Here is a 17,876-nt window from a genome sequence, read left to right on the forward strand (position 1 = left end):
GGGTGCAGTGCACCATGCACGACGCGGATCAACACTGAAAGCAGGAAGAATGCCATTTCCAGATACGAAGAATTCTATAAAGCCTGTTGAAGGAGCACTTCCGGCGGCATCCTTCTCTGTCCCATTTGAAGCGGGCTCCCTGCCTCTGCCGACGCGCATTGCGTTTGTGGGAAACTATTTGCCGCGCGAGTGCGGCATCGCAACATTCACGACCGACCTATGCAATGCTCTTACGGACGAATATGGACAAGGACGCCTCTTTGCGATTCCGGTCAACGATCCCGATTCAAGTTACGAATACCCGGAGCAGGTTCGTCTTGAGCTGGCGCAAGAAGATCTAGCGTCATACGAGCGAGCTGCAGAGTTCCTCAACTTCAATGGCAACGATCTTGTTTGCCTGCAACATGAGTATGGCATTTTTGGAGGTGTCGCCGGCCGCTACATTCTGGCGTTGCTTCGCAAATTGAAAATGCCGCTGGTGACGACATTACACACAGTTCTACGCGAGCCCGACCCAAATCAGCGCATTGTCCTCGAAGAAATCGCCCAACTCTCTGACCGTCTGGTTGTAATGAGCGAACTCGCCGCCCAGCTTCTTCGCGATGTGTATGCGGTTCCGGGCGGGAAGATAGACGTTATCCCGCATGGCGTACCGGATCTCCCGTTCATGGATCCAAACTATTTCAAGGACAAGTTCGGCACCGAAGGCAAATCCGTCTTGCTCACTTTTGGACTCTTATCCCCGAACAAGGGGATTGAGAACGTGATTCAAGCATTGCCCGCGATTCTGGAACGCCATCCAAACGTGGTCTATATCGTTTCTGGCGTGACGCATCCGCACATCCGGCGGCGCGAAGGCGAGCGCTATCGCGAAAGCCTGCAGGCGCTGGCAGAACAGCTCGGCGTCAGCGATCACCTGATCCTCAACAATCGTTTTGTGAGCGCGGAAGAGCTTGTGGAGCACGTGGGAGCGGCGGACATCTACATCACTCCTTATAGGCAGGAAGCTCAGGTCGTCTCCGGCACGCTCGCCATTGCACTGGGAGCAGGCAAAGCGATCATCTCTACGCCCTATTGGCATGCCAAGGAGTTGCTTGCGGAGAAGAGAGGCGTCATGGTTCCCTTTGATAAACCAGACGCCATCTCCGAGGCAGTTCTCGCTCTCCTGGAGAACGACGCAGAGCGCCATGCGATGCGCAAGAGGGCTTATCTCCACTCCCGCGGAACAACCTGGCCGAAAACGGCGAAGGCCTACATGGCGAGTTTTCAGCGTGCACGGTTCGAGCGCTCTCTACACCCGAAGGCCACTCACCCAGACGATTTGGTTGTGATACCGGCAGAGTCAGGAGATCGTCTACCCGAACTCAACACCAGCCATCTTTTGACCATGACAGACGACACTGGCATGTTGCAGCATGCGATCTTCTCTGTGCCCAATTCACGCGAGGGCTATACAACAGACGACAACGCTCGCGCGCTCATTGTTTCCACTCGGCTGGAGAATGTGAACGAATCCAGGCATCTCTCTCGGCGGTACCTCGCTTTTCTGTGGCTCGCGTTCAACTCCGATGCGGGGCGTTTCAGAAACTTCCTGAGCTACGACCGTAATTGGCTAGAGCAGATTGGTTCAGAAGACAGCCATGGCCGTGCTCTTTGGGCTTTGGGAACTGTCCTGGAGCAATCTCAGGATGCCGGATTGCGTGGTGCGGCAGGAAGACTCTTCGAAGCTGCGGTTCCTTCAGCGATGAAGTTTACGAGTCCGCGCGCATGGGCATTCAGTGTGCTCGGAATGCAAACATATCTTGGACGCTTCCCAGGCGACAGAGAGATTCAGAGCCATCGCAACACGCTGGCTGATTGTCTGCTGGATGTTTACGAACGAAGCTCCAATGACACATGGCGCTGGTTTGAGAAGAGCCTCTCCTACTCAAATGCAAGGTTGCCGCAAGCGCTTATTCTGGCTGGGTGGCACAGTCAAAACAAGAAAATGTTTGCTGCGGGAGTCGAGTCGCTGGAATGGCTCGTCGCGGCACAGCACCGCGCCGACGATGGAATCTTTGTGCCAATTGGTGCCAACGGATCCTTCAGTGAGGGCAACGAGAGGCCTCGTTTTGATCAGCAACCGGTCGAAGCTTGCGCCACAATCTCTGCCTGTCTTGAGGCATACAGGCTGACGGGGGAAGAGCATTGGTGCGCTGAAGCTCATCGCGTATTCGATTGGTTCCTCGGCAAGAACGACCTCCGCGTGGCGCTGTACGATGCCACAACCGGCGGATGCAAAGACGGACTCCACCCAGATCGTGTGAATGAGAATCAGGGAGCTGAATCTACGCTCTCCTTCCTGATGGCCCAGCTTGACATGCAGGCATCACCTGAAACAAGCGCAGAAAAAACATGCCCGGAAATGAGCGTTCCTTGTTGAATCCGAATACCGCAACAGTTCCGTTTCACAATTCACTGGCTCTCGAATCCAGCGAAATCCCTCTTCTCACACGCTACAGTCACAATCCGATTCTAAGCAGGGACAATTGGCCCTATGCGATCAATAGCGTGTTCAATGCCGGGGCTGTGCGTCTCGACGATGGAGACACATTGCTGTTGTGCCGCGTGGAGGACAGGCGTGGCATTTCACATCTGTGTGCCGCACGTTCTGCCAATGGTATCGATGGATGGCGCATCGACCAGGAACCCACGTTCGTTGCAAGCCCGCATCAATACCCTGAAGAAATCTGGGGCATCGAAGATCCCCGCATCACCTACGTCCCGGAACTCGAGCAATACGCGGTGGCGTACACCTCGTTTGCTCGCGGCGGTCCCGGAGTTTCACTGGCCCTCACGAAAGACTTCCGAACCTATGATCGATACGGCGTAATCATGCCGCCCGAAGACAAAGATGCCGCATTGCTCCCGCGGAGGATCAACGGCTACTGGGCCATGATCCATCGTCCGGTAACCACATTGGGAGCCCACATGTGGATTTCATATTCGCCGGATTTGAGGCACTGGGGCAGTCATAAAGTCATCCTGGAAGCGCGACGCGGCGGGTGGTGGGACGCGAACAAGATCGGGTTATGTTCCCCGCCGATCGAAACTCCAAAGGGATGGCTGATGATTTATCACGGGGTGCGCCAAACTGCGTCTGGAAGTATCTATCGACTCGGCCTCGCACTCTTCGATCTGGAAAGGCCGGACGTTTGCCTCCAGCGGGGAGAATCCTGGATGTTCGGCCCGGAAGCTCCCTATGAACGTAGCGGAGACGTGAACGATGTCGTGTTTCCGTGTGGACAGACGATTGGAGATGACGGGGACACCATCAATCTCTACTACGGTGCAGCCGATTCGTGCGTCGCACTGGCCACTGGCAGCATCCACGCGCTCCTCTCCTGGTTGGAAGCAAATCCCAGTTCGGGAGACGGAATTGCGCGATGATACATGCCGTCATTTCATTGAAAGGAAGTTCCGGATGACTGCTGCAACCACGACTTGGCCAAATTGGCTGCCGCGGGTTCTGTGGCCCCGACGAGTTTGCCCATGCTGCAACTCGGTGCAATTCAAACCCGGTGAGTTACGTTCGCTTGACGGGCTTTGGGCCATGTTTGCCCTTCGGCCGGTACGCTGCATGTTCTGCTGGCGGCGCTTCTACTGGCTTTCGCTGCGAGGTGCCGTATGAGCGTTCCGATATCGGACTGGATTCACACATCGAACGATCTTCTGCGATGTCTTATGGAAAAGCACGCCGCGGTAGCTCCGAACTTTCAAATCATTTCGCAAAGCGGCGAAGACGTGCAGAACCTCGAGAATGCGTCGGCGGTCACCATGGGACACACTTGCTCCAGTCAGGGCAGACAAATCTCTTGAGGATAATCAGCATCTATAGTCTCCGCGGAGAGAGTCACGTGCAGATGCGGCTCCTCTATATGAATGATGCGGCGATTCAGGTCTGGAAAGAGATGGGGAAGGCTCGCAAGATAATTGGAGCGCAAGTAAGCTTACCTCACTCCGCTCTCCTCGCATTGGGTATTCCCTTTGCGGGCGACGGTGTATTCGAGTCACGCGCGCTTCCAGCAGCCTACATGTGCAACCCGTGATCACCGCGAAGAGCAATTGACAGCGGACTGCTCCAGAGCAAACGCAACCCGTAGAACGGATCGGACAGAAAAGGGCAACCTGCAGAGCACTTTGCGTCGCGCGAATTGAGTTTGTGCTTTCATCGAAAATTGCGCACTGTCAGAGTTGTCCGGTGAAGTTCTTGCCTGAATTAGTAATGGAAACGCCCTTTGCGCCGCCATTCGGCGTTGCGGGCGAATAACCATCTCACCGGTATCGTCTTCCCTAAATCGATACCGGTTGTGCGAATTTTCCTGGAACGTTTCCTCTGTACTCCTCAACAACCTCGTTGGGCTTCGGCGGCGGACCATGCCAGTACGGACCGTGCCAGTAATTACTATTCCGGCAATAGAGCAGATCATTGTCACCCGCCAGTCTTCCATGAATCCTTGGATGTCAAGTTGGAGTTGGTTCTTAGGGAAGTATCCCCTCGCAATCCGCCATGGGATACTCAAAACCGAGGACCATCCAGCTTGGCGACAGCGACTTCATCCGCACCCGCGCGCATCAGTCCCGCCCTCCCCACGCTCATCCTGCTCATCGCCCTCAACCTCCTCAACTACATCGACCGCTACATCCTCCCCGGCGAACTCTCCCTCGTTCAAAGTGAATTTCACGCCACCCGCGAGCAGATGGGTGCGCTCACCACGGCCATGTTTATCGTCTACATGCTGGCCGCGCCTCTCACGGGCTGGCTGGGCGACCGCTATCGCCGCAAGCCACTCATCATTGCCGGGGCCGTGCTCTGGAGCCTCGCCACGCTCAGCACCGCTTGGGTTCACAGCTACTGGACTCTCTATTTCCGCCATGCCATCGTCGGCATAGGCGAAGCGTCCTTCGGCATCTTTGCGCCCGCTGTCATCGCCGACTTCTATCCCGAGCGCGATCGCAATCGCATCCTCTCCGTTTTTTACACTGCGATTCCTGTAGGCGCAGCTCTTGGCTACATGGCGGGCGGTCAGATGGGATCGATGTGGGGCTGGCGACAGCCTTTCTTCATCTGCGCCATTCCCGGATTAATCGTTGCGGCCCTCTACGGGTTCCTTGGCCGGGAGCCCGCACGCGGCGCGCAGGACCATATCAAGCCGACAACCGATCGCGCGACATTCGCCGGTCTCTTCGGCAATCTCGCCTTCCTCACTGCAACCTTCGGCCTCGCCATGCTGACCTTTGCCATGGGCGGCATCTCAAACTGGGTCCCCGAATTTCTTCACAATCCCATCGGCCTCTCTGTTGCCAAAGCCAGCCAGGTCGCCGGCGCCAGCACCGTCATCGACGGCATCCTCGGCACAGCCATCGGCGGTTGGATCGCCCAGCGCTGGCTCCGGACCAACCACCGCGCCCTCTACCTGCTTAGCTTTTGGAGCGTTGCCCTCACGCTCCCCTGCGGCATCTTGCTCTTCTTCGGCCCCAGCCGCTGGGCCATCCCCGCGCTCTTCGCGGCGGAGTTTTTCCTTTTCCTCAACACCGGCCCGCTCAACACCGCTATCGTCAACTCCGTTTCCGCACCCGTCCGCGCCACGGCGGTTTCGCTAAACCTCTTCTGCATCCACTTCTTCGGCGATACCTTCTCGCCCCAGATCATCGGCAAGATTGCCGACCACTCAACCCTGCGCATCGGCCTCGGAGCCACGCTCGTCTCCCTCGTCCTCTCTTGCGCAATCCTGCTCGTCGGCTCGCGCTTTGCGCCGCAACTGGAAGATATCCCTCTCTAGCTTGCCTCCCGCCGTGCGTAATACTTGCAGCATGGCTTCCATTGAGGTGCTTCGGTTCACGCTGATCGTTCTGGCGTGGCTGATGGCAATGAGCTGGCTGTATCGCTCCGTGACGGCCCTGCGCGGAATGGCGTCGGTCCTGGATCTGACCGAAATTGACAAAGATCAATTCCCGGCATTGCCCGCAAGCCCTGGCCCCGATGTCACCGTTATCGTTCCTGCACGCGACGAGCAGGATTCAATTCAGACGACTCTCAAATCGCTCCTTCACTCCAACGGGGTTCGTGCGCAGATCGTCGCCATCGACGACCGTTCGGAAGATCGCACCGGCCGGCTTATGGATGAGGTGGCATCGAGTTCGCACAATAGCCAGAACACCCTCGAGGTCATCCACAATCGAGAACTGCCTCAGGGCTGGCTTGGAAAACCACACGCTCTGGCCCTCGGCGTCGCGCGCGCTCAGGCCCCATGGCTCCTTTTCACCGATGGAGACGTCAACTTCGCGCCGGATGCGCTGGAACTGGCGCTGCGCGCGGCCACGAAAACAGGTGCGGATCATTTCGTCCTCGTTCCCACCTTGACGCATGAAGGCGTGCTGGCGGCAGGCGTGCAAGGGTCGATCCAGGCTCTTGGTCAATGGGCTGCACGCATGTGGAAAGTTCAGGACCCTAACGCAAAAGACTTCTTCGGCGTCGGCGGTTTCAACCTGCTGCGCGCTGATGCTGTCGAAGCTTTCAGCGGCATGAAGCGCTTGCGCATGGAGATTGTGGAAGACATATCGCTAGGCTGGCTTGTGAAAAACGAATTGCATCGGAAATCGATGATGGTGCTGGGGCCCGGGCTCGTAAAGATTGCGTGGATTCAAGGCCCGCTGGGAATCGTCCGTTTGCTTGAGAAGAACGCGTTCGCCGGAAATCGCTACAGTATTGGGATAACAGTCGCATCTTCCGTCATGCTTGTGTTGCAGGCCGTGGTGCCGCTTTTGGCGCTCACAGCAGGACCGTGGGGCGTGGGCGCGTGCCTCACGCTCTATGGCAGCGTCGCAATGAGTTTCTATGCAAACCGGAAACTGAATGGCATTTCTCCGAGGCTCGCGATTCTCTACGCGCCAACGGTATTGATCCTGGCGTGGTCCTTCATGCGCTCGATGTTTCTCACCATCAAACGCGGAGGCGTGGCATGGCGCGGCACCCTCTATCCGCTGGCTGAACTCAAGCGGGCCATGATCCCGTGGCGCATTCGATAGCGCCCGCAGGGCTACTTGCCGGGTAGAGTTTCCTGATCCCGCGAATTCATGAACGCCCGATGCCCGCCATGCGGCCGCAGATTCGGATCGCCAACCGGCGGCTTCGCTTGATCGCCCGAGAATCCGCGCAGCAGCTTCGGATTCGGCTTGAACTTCGGAGGCCCTCCATAGAATTGCCGCGCATGGCTCAGCAGCATCCCGTTGCGCCCATGCATTGGCTGCACCATGCCGCGAATATGTACATCGCTATTGCGGAATTTGCGCAGCTCGCCTACCTCATAGCGATCCTCCCGCAGGCTCTCAATCGTGAACCGGCACTTCTCATCCGGAGTATCTGGCGGGCACACATCCAGAAAACGCGTCCCATCCGCCAACTCCACCACGTCGTAGACATGCGCATTAATGCACACATCCTTGTTGACCAGCTTTGCGGCGTCATCCTGATTTATGCAAGGTTTCGGATGCGCGGCGGAGACCGCCAGCGGACACAACAAGAGAATCAGCGCCAGGCGCCCCATTGCAACTCACATTCCGGGGAATGCGAGAATCCTAGCGCACAACGGGCGGAGTTTGTAATGGAAATCGCATCGATCTCAGATAAATATTAGCGTTACCTGCCGGATATACAAATGACATATTAATGATATACAATTTAAATGTATATCCGGAGGTGCGCTCTGAAATTCGCAAAATGGGGCAATAGCATAGCCGTACGAATTCCTGCCGAGGTGGTCGCAAAGCTGGGGATCTCTCCTGACGAGGATGCGCAAATCAGAGTGACCGGGGACCACTCTTTCGAAGTCACCCGGGACCTTCGGCGCCAGGATGCGATTGAAGCGATCCGGAAACTGGCCCGGCCGCTTCCACCTGACTATAAGTTCAATCGCGACGAGATCCATGATCGTGGCATGATGCGACGCGAGAACCAGAACAAGAGCCAAGGCAAGGGCCAGAGGGCGCGATGAGCGGAGACGTATTCCTGGACACAAATGTTCTTGTCTATGCCAGCAGCGAAGGGGACCATCGAACCGCAACCGCGAGGCAGTTGCTGCTTGACGGCGGAGTGGTAGGTGTTCAGGTTTTAAATGAGTTCGCGTCGGTGGCACGGGTCAAGCTTGCAATGAACTGGGTGGAAGTTCAACGAGTGATCGAGAACATCGTGATTCTCTGTGGGAACCCCAGACCTCAAAGCATCGAAACGCACCTGCATGCTCTGGCTTTGTGCAATAGATACGGGTTTTCCATTTGGGATGGCCTGATCGTAGCCGCCGCAGTTGAGGCGCGGTGCTCGAAGCTCTTGACTGAAGACTTGCAGCACGGACAGGTTGTTGAAGGCTTGCGAATCGAGAATCCCTTCCGCGCGCCTTCGGCATCCTAAGAGTTGCGGGCGCCGAATCCTATTCTCTGTCTTTACCGCGTCCCCACCAGGTCCTCGCGCTTCTGCCCATAGTGGCTCTGCACGTAGGTATCGAGAATGGTCTTGAATTCCGCTACAATCGTGTCGCCGCGCAGCGTCGTGTAGAGCTTCCCATCCACGTACACCGGCGCTTTCGGCTCTTCAAACGTGCCCGGCAGGCTGATGCCAAGATTGGCATGCTTCGATTCGCCCGGCCCGTTCACCACGCATCCCATCACCGCCAGCTTCAGCTCTTCCACGCCCGGATACTTCTTCCGCCACTCCGGCATCGACGTGCGCAAGTAGCTCTGGATCTGCTCGGCCAGTTCCTGGAAGTATGTGCTCGTGGTGCGCCCGCATCCTGGGCAACTGGTCACCTGCGGCATAAAGCTGCGAATCGAGAGCGACTGCAGAATCTGCTGCGCCGCCTGCACCTCTTCGGTGCGATCTCCTCCCGGCTTCGGCGTCAGGCTCACGCGAATCGTATCGCCAATTCCAGCCAGCAGCAGCGGAGCCAGCCCGGCTGTCGACGCGATCAACCCCTTCGCTCCCATGCCGGCCTCGGTCAGCCCAAGGTGCAGCGCATAATTGCAGCGCGACGCCAGATTCGTATACACATCGATCAGATCGCGAACCCCGCTCACCTTCGCCGACAAAATGATCTGATCCGGCCGCAGTCCGAAGCGCTCGGCGGCCTTGGCCGACTCCAGCGCGCTCACCACCATCGCTTCCATCATCACGTCGCGCGCGGGAAGGGGATCGGTTTTCTTGCTGTTCTCGTCCATCATGCGCGTCAGCAGCGCCTGGTCCAGTGACCCCCAGTTCACGCCGATACGCACCGGCTTCTGGTTCTCAACTGCGCACTCCACCATCACCTGAAAATTGTCGTTGTCCTTCTTTCCGATCGAAGCGTTGCCCGGATTGATCCTATACTTTGCCAGCGCCCTTGCCGTCTCCGGAAACTTCTTCAGCAGCAGATGACCGTTGTAGTGGAAGTCGCCCACGATCGGCACCCGAATCCCGCGCTTGTCCAGTCCCTCCATGATCGCCGGAACCGCAGCTGCGGCCTCTTCATTGTTCACCGTAACGCGCACGATCTCTGATCCGGCCATCGCCAGCGCAGCTACCTGCTCGATGGTTCCGGCAGCGTCGGCGGTGTCGGTATTGGTCATCGACTGCACCACCACCGGCACCTCCCAGCCAACGCGAACGTTGCCGATCTTGACCGTGGGTGTCTTCCTGCGCTGAATCTCTGGCATAGCGACCTCTTCCTTTCCAGTTTACCTGCTCGCGGACTCTCCTAAACTCGTTCAATCCCTGGTGGGACCAACCCAGAGATCCCTTCACTCTCGGCACGCCCGCAAACAACTTCAAATCAGAATCTTCCCGCCAAGCTCGCTCAAATCCCCAATTCCCGGGCCCGGCTCATCTCTCGCTCTGAACGCACGCCAGCGGATACAATACTCGCATGTTGTCTTGTTCTTCCTTTCGCTCTCTCACCCTCGCCGTCGCCCTCGTGGCAGTCTCCGGTATCAGCCTCTCCGCGCAGGATTCAGCCCACCGCGGCCGCAAGTACAAACCCCCGCCGCCAACCTCCCACATCGAGGTCACCGTCGTTCGCGATACCGACTCCAAGCCAATCGAGAACGCCGCGGTCATCTTTCAGCTCCTTGGCGAAAAAGGTAACATGGAACTCAAGACCAATGAGGATGGAAAATCGGTCATTGACGTCCTTCCAACAGGCTCAAAAATGCGTCTCCAGATCATCGCCAAGGGCTACAAGACCTACGGCCAGGACTACATGATTGACAAGGCGGACCTCACGTTCGGCATTCGCCTCAAGCGCCCCGGAGAGCAGTACTCCATCTACAAGAACCACGAACAGGACGCCGAGAAGAACGACAAGAAAGATAATTCGGATTCCCCGAAGGACGCGTCGAAGGACAAGCCCGAAGATTCTGGTAGCCCGTCGAGCAATCCGCCATCGAAACCGCAGTAATCCACCAACCCTGAACCGCAACCAAACCAGTGCGAGCGCCGCCATGATCAGCCAACCCCTCCTCGGAAAAGCGGCGCTGGTCACCGGTGGCGCACGGCGCATCGGTCGCGCCATCGCGCTTGAGCTGGCATCCGCGGGCGCCGACATGACCATTACCTACCGCAATTCCAAAACAGAAGCCGAAGACACTCTCCAACTCATTCACCAGCTAGGCAGGCAAGCCATCGCTCTTGAATGCGACGTGCGTTCTGAATCGTCGGTGCGCTATGCTGTCGCCAACTGCATCAACTTCCAGGGGCATCTCAATATTCTGGTGAACAACGCGGCCATCTACGAATCTGTCCCCCTCGACACGATGAGCCTCGATCAATGGGACGCCGTATTTGAAACAAACGCGCGAGGCCCGTTTCTCGTCGCCCGCGAGGCCCTGCCATATCTGCGCGCCTCTCATGGCCGCATCATCAACATCGGCTCACTGGGCGGCCTGCGCGCTTGGCCCGGCCACGCGCATTACTGCGCCTCGAAGGCTGCGCTGCACATGCTCACCGAGGCCATGGCTAAATCCTTCGCGCCTGAAGTTGCTGTCAATTGTGTCGCTCCGGGGTGGATCGAATTCGACGAAGACAAGGGGCAGCCGGTCACCGAAAGATTCGCCGCCAAAACACCCATGCAGCGTAACGGCGCCGCGAAGGATGTAGCTGAAGCCGTGGCCTTCTTCGCGGCCACCAGCAACTTCATCACCGGGCAGGTACTCACCGTCGACGGCGGCCTCGGCCTCTAACCTGCGCTAGAGAAGAGAGATTCTCACCGCGAAAACAATCGCTTCCAGAATCCTTTGCCACTGTTCTTTGCTGGTTGAGACCCATCCCCGTCTCGCTGCCGGCCTCTCGGTTCCGACTGCAGCTCAAAATTCAGCGGCTTACCCTCCCATAGCCCAATGGGTTCCGGCTGCACCGGCCACTTCCCACCCTCAACCGCCGCGCGCGGATTCGCGACGTACAGCCGGTGCGCTGTATCCTCTCCCGCCCTCGCTGCCACGTAGTCGTAGCCCTTCTTCAGGTGCGTCGGCCGCCACTTCGGATGATGCGCATCGCTGGCCAGGAAATGAATCCAGTTGCGCTCCAGCAGTGCATCCGCAAACGCCTTCGCATTGCGGCCAAATCGGCCGTACAGCGACGCCGATGTTACCTGTACGAGGCACCCGTCCCGCATCCACTCTGCCAGCACCTCCGGGTCATGCTGCAATACCGGGTTCCGCTCAGGGTGCGTAATGATGAGCGTGTACCCCGCGTTCCGCAGCCGGTTCAACGCGGTGGTCAGCTGATGCGGAATCAGCATATCTGGGAATTCAACCAGCAGATAACCTTTCCCGTCGATGGAGTACCGGAAGGGATTCTCGAGGGCATCGGCAATGTTCTGCGCGTTCATATGAAAGTCGCAGCCAAGGCTGAGTTTGACGGTGTTGCCAACCCGTGCTCTGAGCTCCGCGAGTCGCTGCTGGTTCACCTCCGGCTGGTAGGGATAGCGCTCGCTTGCATGCGGAGTGCATACCAGATGCGTCACACCTTCGCTGATCGCCGTGCCGATCAACTCGACCGAAGTCTCCAGATCAGGTGAACCGTCGTCGACGCCGTAAATCAAATGGGTGTGAATGTCGATCATGGGTCCCGGCTTTCTACGTCCTTCGCACCGCTCAGCGGGTTGCCAGTGCTTCCACCATGGATGCGAAGATCTTCCAGCCGTCTGCAGAGCCTAGCAGTTTGTCGCTCGAACGGTCCGGATGCGGCATCATTCCCAGCACGTTCCGGCCCTCATTCAGGATTCCCGCAATATTGCTCAACGATCCATTTGGGTTCGCTTCCGCGGTGATCTCGCCTTGCGGTGTCGCATACCGAAACGCAATTCGGTCCTCTCCTTCCAGACGGTTCAGTTCTTCCGGAGTGCAAAAGTAATTGCCCTCCATATGGCCGATGGGAATCTCGAGCACCTCGCCCTTGGTGAGCTGATTTGTAAATGGGCTGTTTGCTGTCTCCACGCGAAGATGTACCTGTTTGCAGATGTATTTCAGCCCTGCATTGCGCATCAGCGCCCCAGGCAGCAGCCCCGATTCAGTCAGGATCTGAAATCCATTGCAGATGCCCAGAACCAGCCCGCCGCCGGCCGCAAACTTCTGCACCGACTGCATCACCGGCGAGAAGCGCGCAATCGCCCCAGTGCGCAGATAGTCCCCATACGCAAACCCGCCCGGAACCAGCACCGCATCCACGCCCTTCAGATCCTCCGAATCATGCCAGAGCATCGTTACGGGTTGGTGCGCAATCTCCGCAATCACGTTGTAAGTGTCGTGATCGCAATTGGAGCCGGGAAAGACCAGAACGCCGAATTTCATGCCTCTAGGGTACCAGTTTCAGCGGTGCAACATGCCAGATCCTCGGATACGCGTCTTAATAGGAGTCAAGAACTCATTGAGGAGACTTCCCGCATCCGTCGGTGCGAATCTCGTGCAAACCGGTGTTGAAATGCTCGTGTCACCGGGTATCCGAAGAGTGCAAGCACGTCCCGCGGCCGCGACACTGCTTCTGTCTCATACCAGACCCCGCCTGTAGATGATTCATAGGTGAGTACAAACCGTTCTTCGCCGTCTTCAACGTGATTCGGGGTCGTTTTGTACACGAATCCGAAATGAGTGCCCGTCCGAACCGTTTCGACAAGCTGGCTGAGGTTCAACGACCAGAGCCCCAGGCTGCGAACCCCCACTGCCGCGATTGCTCCAACTTCAATGCGCGTTGTAGGATTCGCAATCCGCACCCAGCCCAGGTCAAACTGCATCCAGCTCTCAAAGCCGCGAATCGCATTCTCAAACGCCTGCTTGCCCGTGCCGATCTGTGTTCGCATCTGGTCGATCTCAAACCCGGAAAGCGCCTGCCCCGTCAGCAATCGACCCTCAACGTTCAGATAGTCAGGCTTCAACAGGACGCGAGACGCCGTTTCAACCAGACGCCCCATCTCCTCGGTCGTCGGCTTCGTCAACCTGAACACGCATTCAGTATGTCAGTTGCAGTTGCAGTCCGTTCGGATTATCCGGCGCCAGCGCAGTTACCCGGTGATGCTCCGCATCAAAGCTGGTCGAGATCGGCGCCGCTCCCGGACGGTCCAGCGCCGTCACCGACGCTCCCGAGTACGGCTTCGTCACGCCATACACCTCAATTGACAGCAGCTTCCACCAGGGTTGGAAATTGCCCGTGCGCGGAGCCACCGTCACAATCAATCCCTGCGCGCTCAGCCGGCACGCAAACTGCTCCCGCAAGTAGTCGCCCTGCTTGAAGTCGTAGCTCACTCCATCATCCAGATACAGCGATCCTTCACAGTCGGCCCCCAGCGTCGTCGGCGGATATACCCGCAGCGTCAAAGGTCCCTCCGGCTTCTCATCCGTACTTTGCACGAGCGGCTGTTCCGGTAGAATCGATCCCGCCCGCACAAATACCGGCAGCGTCTCCAGGGTTCGATGGATGTGAACTTCCGGTTGTGCAATTGCCGCATTATCAATACCTTTACGCCCCGAAGTTGGATCGATTCTTGAACCCGTCCAGTAGTCGTACCAACTCGAAGGCGGCAACGCCACCTGGAAGTCGTCCTGCTCATCCGGATACGGACTCTGCGCTACCAGCAGATCCGGCCCCACCATGAAGGCATTGCCTGTGCTCAGGTCCAGGGGCCCACCGTCGGCCTCGCCATGCGGAAACTCCAGAAACAGCGGTCGCATGATCGGCAGCCCCGTCCGGCTCATCTCCTCGGCCGTGGTGTAGAGATACGGCATCAGCCGATAGCGCTCCTCGATGTAGCGCCGTCGCAGGCTCACGTCCTCTGCCGTGCCGTTCTCCCACGGCTCCTGCGGAAGTGCGCCCATCGCCGTGTGGTCGCGATCGATGGGATGGAACGCCGCCACCTCCAGCCAACGTGTCAGCAACTCCGGCTGCGGAGAACCCGCAAAACCACCCACATCCGCGCCCGCCATCGCAAAACCGCTCAGCCCCAGGTTCAGCAGTTGCGGCGTCGTCTGCCGCAGATGGTCCCACGTCGCTGAATTGTCTCCGGTCCATGTCGCCGCATACCGGTTCCCGCCCGCAAAGCTCGCCCGCGTCATCACAAATGGCCGCAGATTAGGCTCCAGCTTCAGCAGCCCTTCAAAAGTCCCGCGCGAGTTCTGCATCCCGTAAATGTTGTGCACTTCAAGGTGATTGGTTACGCGCTTTGCAAATCCCGGCTCTTCGATCCGGTGCTGCACATCGTCCGGCATCGTCTTCGATGGCACCAGAAAAATCGCCGGCTCATTCATGTCGTTCCAAAAGCCCGCGACTCCCTGCTTCACAAAATCCGCGTACAGCGTCCCCCACCAGTCGCGAGAAACCTTCCGCGTAAAATCAGGAAACACGGCCTTGCCCGGCCACACAACGCCCTCATAAATCGTCCCGTCCGGATTCTTGACAAAATGATCGCCGGCGATCCCTTCTTCAAACGGCTTGTACTTCGCCAGCGGCTGATCGGCGATATGCAGATCCGTAATCACCACCGTCCGCAGATGTTCCGCGCGCAGATCCTTGATCATCTGCTTGAATGTGGGGAAGCGAACCGGGTCCACAGTGAACGGCCAGTTCTTGTACTGGTAATCAATGTCCAGCCAGATCACATCGGCGGGAATGCGCTCGCTCCTCAGCCGCTCCGCAATTCGCTTCACTTCGCTCTCGGGATAGTAGCTATAACGCGACTGCTGATAGCCCAGCGCCCACATGGGCGGCATCGGCGTCGTCCCCACAAGCCATGCCCACCGCTCCACCACGTCCTTCGGGTCAGGCCCGTAGAGAATATAAAAATCCAGTGGCCCGCCCTCTGATCCGAATGAGTACGCGTCGCGATATTCCTTGTTGAAGTCGAAGCTCGCTCGCCAGGTGTTATCGAGATAAATTCCCGCGCACACGCCCTTGTTGAAGGTGATGAACCACGGAATCGACTTGTAAATCGGATCGGTCGACTGCTGCCAGCCGAACGCATCCGTGTTCCAGTCAGTGAAAGCCTCGTTGCGTCGATCCAGCGGTCCCGGCTTGTCGCCCAGGCCGAAGTAGTGCTCCTCCGCCGGTGACTTCATGTACACGCGGAACGAAGCGCCGTGATACTCAATCGGCCTTCCGGGGAGATCCTGTGCAATCACGTGGCCCGCATTGTCAGTGACCGAAAGGCCAAACGGATCTCTGTGCACAGCCACATGCAGCTTCGCCGTCTTGAACCCGACCGCCGATCCATTCGACTCCGGCGACACATTCGCGCTCGCCGTACGCGAAGAGGGAAGTACCGCCCACGAAGCGTCCTCCGGAAGTTGTCCCGCCGGACCTACGCGCACCCGAATCACGTCATCGCGCAGTGCTGTAATCTGCATGACCGCCACACCGGAGCGAATCTCGATCCCGTTCGCCAGCGCCCGCGAGCCCGTCATACGTTCCAACCGCACAAACGCAGTCTTCTGCTGCGCCCCGGCGACCATACTCAGTTGTGACATTGCGGCTAAGAACAGAACAACAAAAACACCAAAATAGAAACCTCCTGCTCGATGCACTCTTCACCTCTGCAGAACGAAGAACAAACTGCTGCCTCAATCACTTGTAGCAGGGCATGACTTCAGTCGTGCCATAATTCGCGAGAATTGAGACGGTCTTTAGCCCCTGCTACCCTGCGCTTCAAAAGCTTTCAGCCAGGCCGGGTGCCCCATCCTTGCGACGCCTTTGTCTTTGTCGCAAGGGTGGGAAACCACGAAACTCGACAAACCCAAGTTAGCTAAACTGCTGACCTGCTATGGCGCGAAGCGCAGCCAACTCGCTAAAACTGCAACCAACCTACGCCTTGAGCCTTGCTGCCCGCGCTCGCGCCTGACTCGCAAACGCATCATCCTCAGCAAACCCCGCCTTCATCGATCCCACGTTGATTTCCACGTTCGACAGCGCACCCGTCAGCGCGGCCTGTGCCAGCGCAATCCCCGTCGTCAGATCCGAAGCCATATTCGGATTCGTGATCGGCTTCAGCGTTTCCGCAATCCGCGCAACCTCTGCCGCACGCTCGGCCACTCCCAGCGGCACACTCGTTGCCTGCTTGAGCGCCGCGTTCACACCGACGCCGCCGTCATCAGTCTCTCGCGCAGCGCGATACGCCTTCATCACCACGTTGTACGACTCGGCATCCGCATCGATCGCCGCCTTCAACTCCTCCCGCAGCGTCGCCAGCCGTCCGATCGCCTCGCTCAATTGCGCCTCATATTGCAGGTAGGCTTTCTTTCCCCGAGACATCGCCGCCACCATGTGCGCCAGCCCCGCAGCCATCGCGCCGCTCGCTGCTGCCGCGCTGCCGCCCCCCGGAGTCGCGGTCGGCGCAGCCAACTGCTCGATAAACGGCTCAACACCTGCGCGCAATCCTCCCACTGCGGTCTTGCCGCCCATCACCGCCGCCAGCCGGTTCTCCAGAATCAGCGAGGAATCAAAGTTCTCCACCTGCAAGAACCACTCCGCCGCCTGCTCGATTGCCGATTTTGGTATCAGTCCCACAATCTCGCTCGATACCGGCATCACGCCATATCGGGCCGCCTCGCGCTTCACCGTCTCGAACACGCGCGCAATCGGCGTCTGTTCAAAGTCCGTCAGGTTCATCGAAACCTGCGCCATCCCGCGCACCAGGAACCCCGCACCCTTCACGAACCGAAATCCCCCAGAAGATGCGCGCACCGCCTTCGCAATCTTCTTCGCGACATCGACATCCGCGGTATTCAAAAACACGTTGTAGGCGATCAGAAACTTCCGCGCTCCCACTACGGTCGCACCCGCGGTGGGATGCACCTTCGCCTCGCCAAAATCCGGCTTGCGTGCCGGATTCGTCTCAATCTCCGCGCGTATGCCTTCGAACTGCCCGCGCCGTATATTTTCGAGATTCTGCCGCACCGGAGTCGCCGCGGCGGCCTCGTACAGATACACCGGAATCGCGAACCGCTTCGCGATCTCCGCGCCCACATGCTTCGCCATCGCCACGCAGTCTTCCAGTGTCACGCCGTCGATGGGAATAAACGGCACCACGTCCGCCGCGCCCATACGCGGATGCGCGCCCTGATGCTGCGTCAGATCGATCAGCTCCGCAGCTCTGCCCACTCCGCGAATCGCAGCTTCCTGGATAGCCTCCCGCTCGCCCACCAGCGTGATCACGCACCGGTTGTGATCCGCATCCATCTCGCGATCGAGCAGGTAAACTCCAGGCACCTTCATGGCCTCGACAATGGCATCTACCTTCGCCTTGTCGCGCCCCTCAGAGAAATTCGGTACGCACTCCACTAATGTGTTTGGCACGAGGGAAAGGATAAATCAGCAGGGCTTCAGCACCCTA

At 58.2% G+C, this 17,876-nt stretch carries 16 protein-coding genes; 9 read left to right on the top strand and 7 right to left on the bottom strand.

What is annotated here, in order from left to right:
- The first annotated feature begins 49 nt into the window (after positions 1-49).
- The 5 genes from WCA10_RS21225 (at position 50) to WCA10_RS21245 (ending at position 7,068) form a co-directional block, all read left to right on the top strand.
- Complete coding sequence (locus WCA10_RS21225) at positions 50-2,422, top strand: glycosyltransferase family 4 protein (RefSeq protein ID WP_472824530.1); 2,373 nt, start codon at positions 50-52, stop codon at positions 2,420-2,422.
- Positions 2,395-3,429 carry a glycoside hydrolase family 130 protein gene (locus tag WCA10_RS21230; RefSeq protein ID WP_472824531.1) on the top strand — a complete coding sequence of 345 codons (1,035 nt, stop codon included), beginning with the start codon at positions 2,395-2,397 and terminating at the stop codon, positions 3,427-3,429. The genes WCA10_RS21225 and WCA10_RS21230 overlap by 28 nt, the downstream gene beginning before the upstream one ends.
- Before the next feature lie 237 nt (positions 3,430-3,666).
- On the top strand, positions 3,667-3,858 hold the full coding sequence (locus WCA10_RS21235; protein WP_472824532.1) for a hypothetical protein: 192 nt from the start codon (positions 3,667-3,669) through the stop codon (positions 3,856-3,858).
- Between the two features lie 722 nt (positions 3,859-4,580).
- A complete protein-coding gene (locus WCA10_RS21240) occupies positions 4,581-5,822 on the top strand; it encodes a spinster family MFS transporter (RefSeq protein WP_472824533.1) in 1,242 nt (413 codons plus the stop codon).
- 31 nt (positions 5,823-5,853) lie between these two features.
- A complete protein-coding gene (locus WCA10_RS21245) occupies positions 5,854-7,068 on the top strand; it encodes a glycosyltransferase family 2 protein (RefSeq protein ID WP_472824534.1) in 1,215 nt (404 codons plus the stop codon).
- 11 nt (positions 7,069-7,079) lie between these two features.
- Here WCA10_RS21245 and WCA10_RS21250 read toward each other — a convergent pair whose 3' ends face one another.
- Positions 7,080-7,586 carry a hypothetical protein gene (locus WCA10_RS21250; protein WP_472824535.1) on the bottom strand — a complete coding sequence of 169 codons (507 nt, stop codon included), beginning with the start codon at positions 7,584-7,586 and terminating at the stop codon, positions 7,080-7,082.
- A gap of 138 nt (positions 7,587-7,724) precedes the next feature.
- Here WCA10_RS21250 and WCA10_RS21255 point away from each other — a divergent pair, with 138 nt between their 5' ends.
- The gene (locus tag WCA10_RS21255) at positions 7,725-8,033 is read left to right on the top strand and encodes an AbrB/MazE/SpoVT family DNA-binding domain-containing protein (RefSeq protein ID WP_472824536.1); all 309 of its coding nucleotides are present in this window, start codon (positions 7,725-7,727) and stop codon (positions 8,031-8,033) included.
- Positions 8,030-8,446 (top strand): PIN domain-containing protein, encoded by a 417-nt coding sequence (locus WCA10_RS21260; RefSeq protein WP_472824537.1) that lies wholly within the window; start codon positions 8,030-8,032, stop codon positions 8,444-8,446. Before WCA10_RS21255 ends, WCA10_RS21260 begins: the two co-directional genes overlap by 4 nt.
- A 32-nt stretch (positions 8,447-8,478) precedes the next feature.
- Here WCA10_RS21260 and ispG read toward each other — a convergent pair whose 3' ends face one another.
- Positions 8,479-9,723: a flavodoxin-dependent (E)-4-hydroxy-3-methylbut-2-enyl-diphosphate synthase gene (ispG, locus tag WCA10_RS21265; protein ID WP_472824538.1), complete on the bottom strand. Its 1,245-nt coding sequence runs from the start codon at positions 9,721-9,723 to the stop codon at positions 8,479-8,481.
- A 209-nt stretch (positions 9,724-9,932) separates the two neighbouring features.
- Here ispG and WCA10_RS21270 point away from each other — a divergent pair, with 209 nt between their 5' ends.
- Together WCA10_RS21270 and WCA10_RS21275 are read left to right on the top strand one after the other, a co-directional pair.
- Complete coding sequence (locus WCA10_RS21270) at positions 9,933-10,463, top strand: carboxypeptidase-like regulatory domain-containing protein (protein ID WP_472824539.1); 531 nt, start codon at positions 9,933-9,935, stop codon at positions 10,461-10,463.
- A 43-nt stretch (positions 10,464-10,506) separates the two neighbouring features.
- Positions 10,507-11,244 carry an SDR family NAD(P)-dependent oxidoreductase gene (locus WCA10_RS21275; RefSeq protein WP_472824540.1) on the top strand — a complete coding sequence of 246 codons (738 nt, stop codon included), beginning with the start codon at positions 10,507-10,509 and terminating at the stop codon, positions 11,242-11,244.
- Positions 11,245-11,267: 23 nt separating this feature from the next.
- Here WCA10_RS21275 and WCA10_RS21280 read toward each other — a convergent pair whose 3' ends face one another.
- The 5 genes from WCA10_RS21280 to ftcD form a co-directional block, all read right to left on the bottom strand.
- Positions 11,268-12,125, bottom strand: a complete 858-nt coding sequence (locus WCA10_RS21280) for a tyrosine-protein phosphatase (RefSeq protein ID WP_472824541.1) — start codon at positions 12,123-12,125, stop codon at positions 11,268-11,270.
- Between the two features lie 31 nt (positions 12,126-12,156).
- Entirely contained in the window at positions 12,157-12,852 is a 696-nt protein-coding gene (gene purQ / locus WCA10_RS21285) for a phosphoribosylformylglycinamidine synthase subunit PurQ (RefSeq protein WP_472824542.1), read from the bottom strand.
- 65 nt (positions 12,853-12,917) lie between these two features.
- A complete protein-coding gene (locus WCA10_RS21290) occupies positions 12,918-13,493 on the bottom strand; it encodes a DUF1990 domain-containing protein (RefSeq protein ID WP_472824543.1) in 576 nt (191 codons plus the stop codon).
- A 13-nt stretch (positions 13,494-13,506) separates the two neighbouring features.
- Positions 13,507-16,071: a glycoside hydrolase family 31 protein gene (locus tag WCA10_RS21295; RefSeq protein WP_472824544.1), complete on the bottom strand. Its 2,565-nt coding sequence runs from the start codon at positions 16,069-16,071 to the stop codon at positions 13,507-13,509.
- A 277-nt stretch (positions 16,072-16,348) separates the two neighbouring features.
- Positions 16,349-17,839 (bottom strand): glutamate formimidoyltransferase, encoded by a 1,491-nt coding sequence (ftcD, locus tag WCA10_RS21300; RefSeq protein WP_472824545.1) that lies wholly within the window; start codon positions 17,837-17,839, stop codon positions 16,349-16,351.
- Positions 17,840-17,876: the final 37 nt, after the last annotated feature.

The organism is Occallatibacter sp. (genome assembly GCF_049582745.1).
GTDB lineage: Bacteria > Acidobacteriota > Terriglobia > Terriglobales > Acidobacteriaceae > Telmatobacter.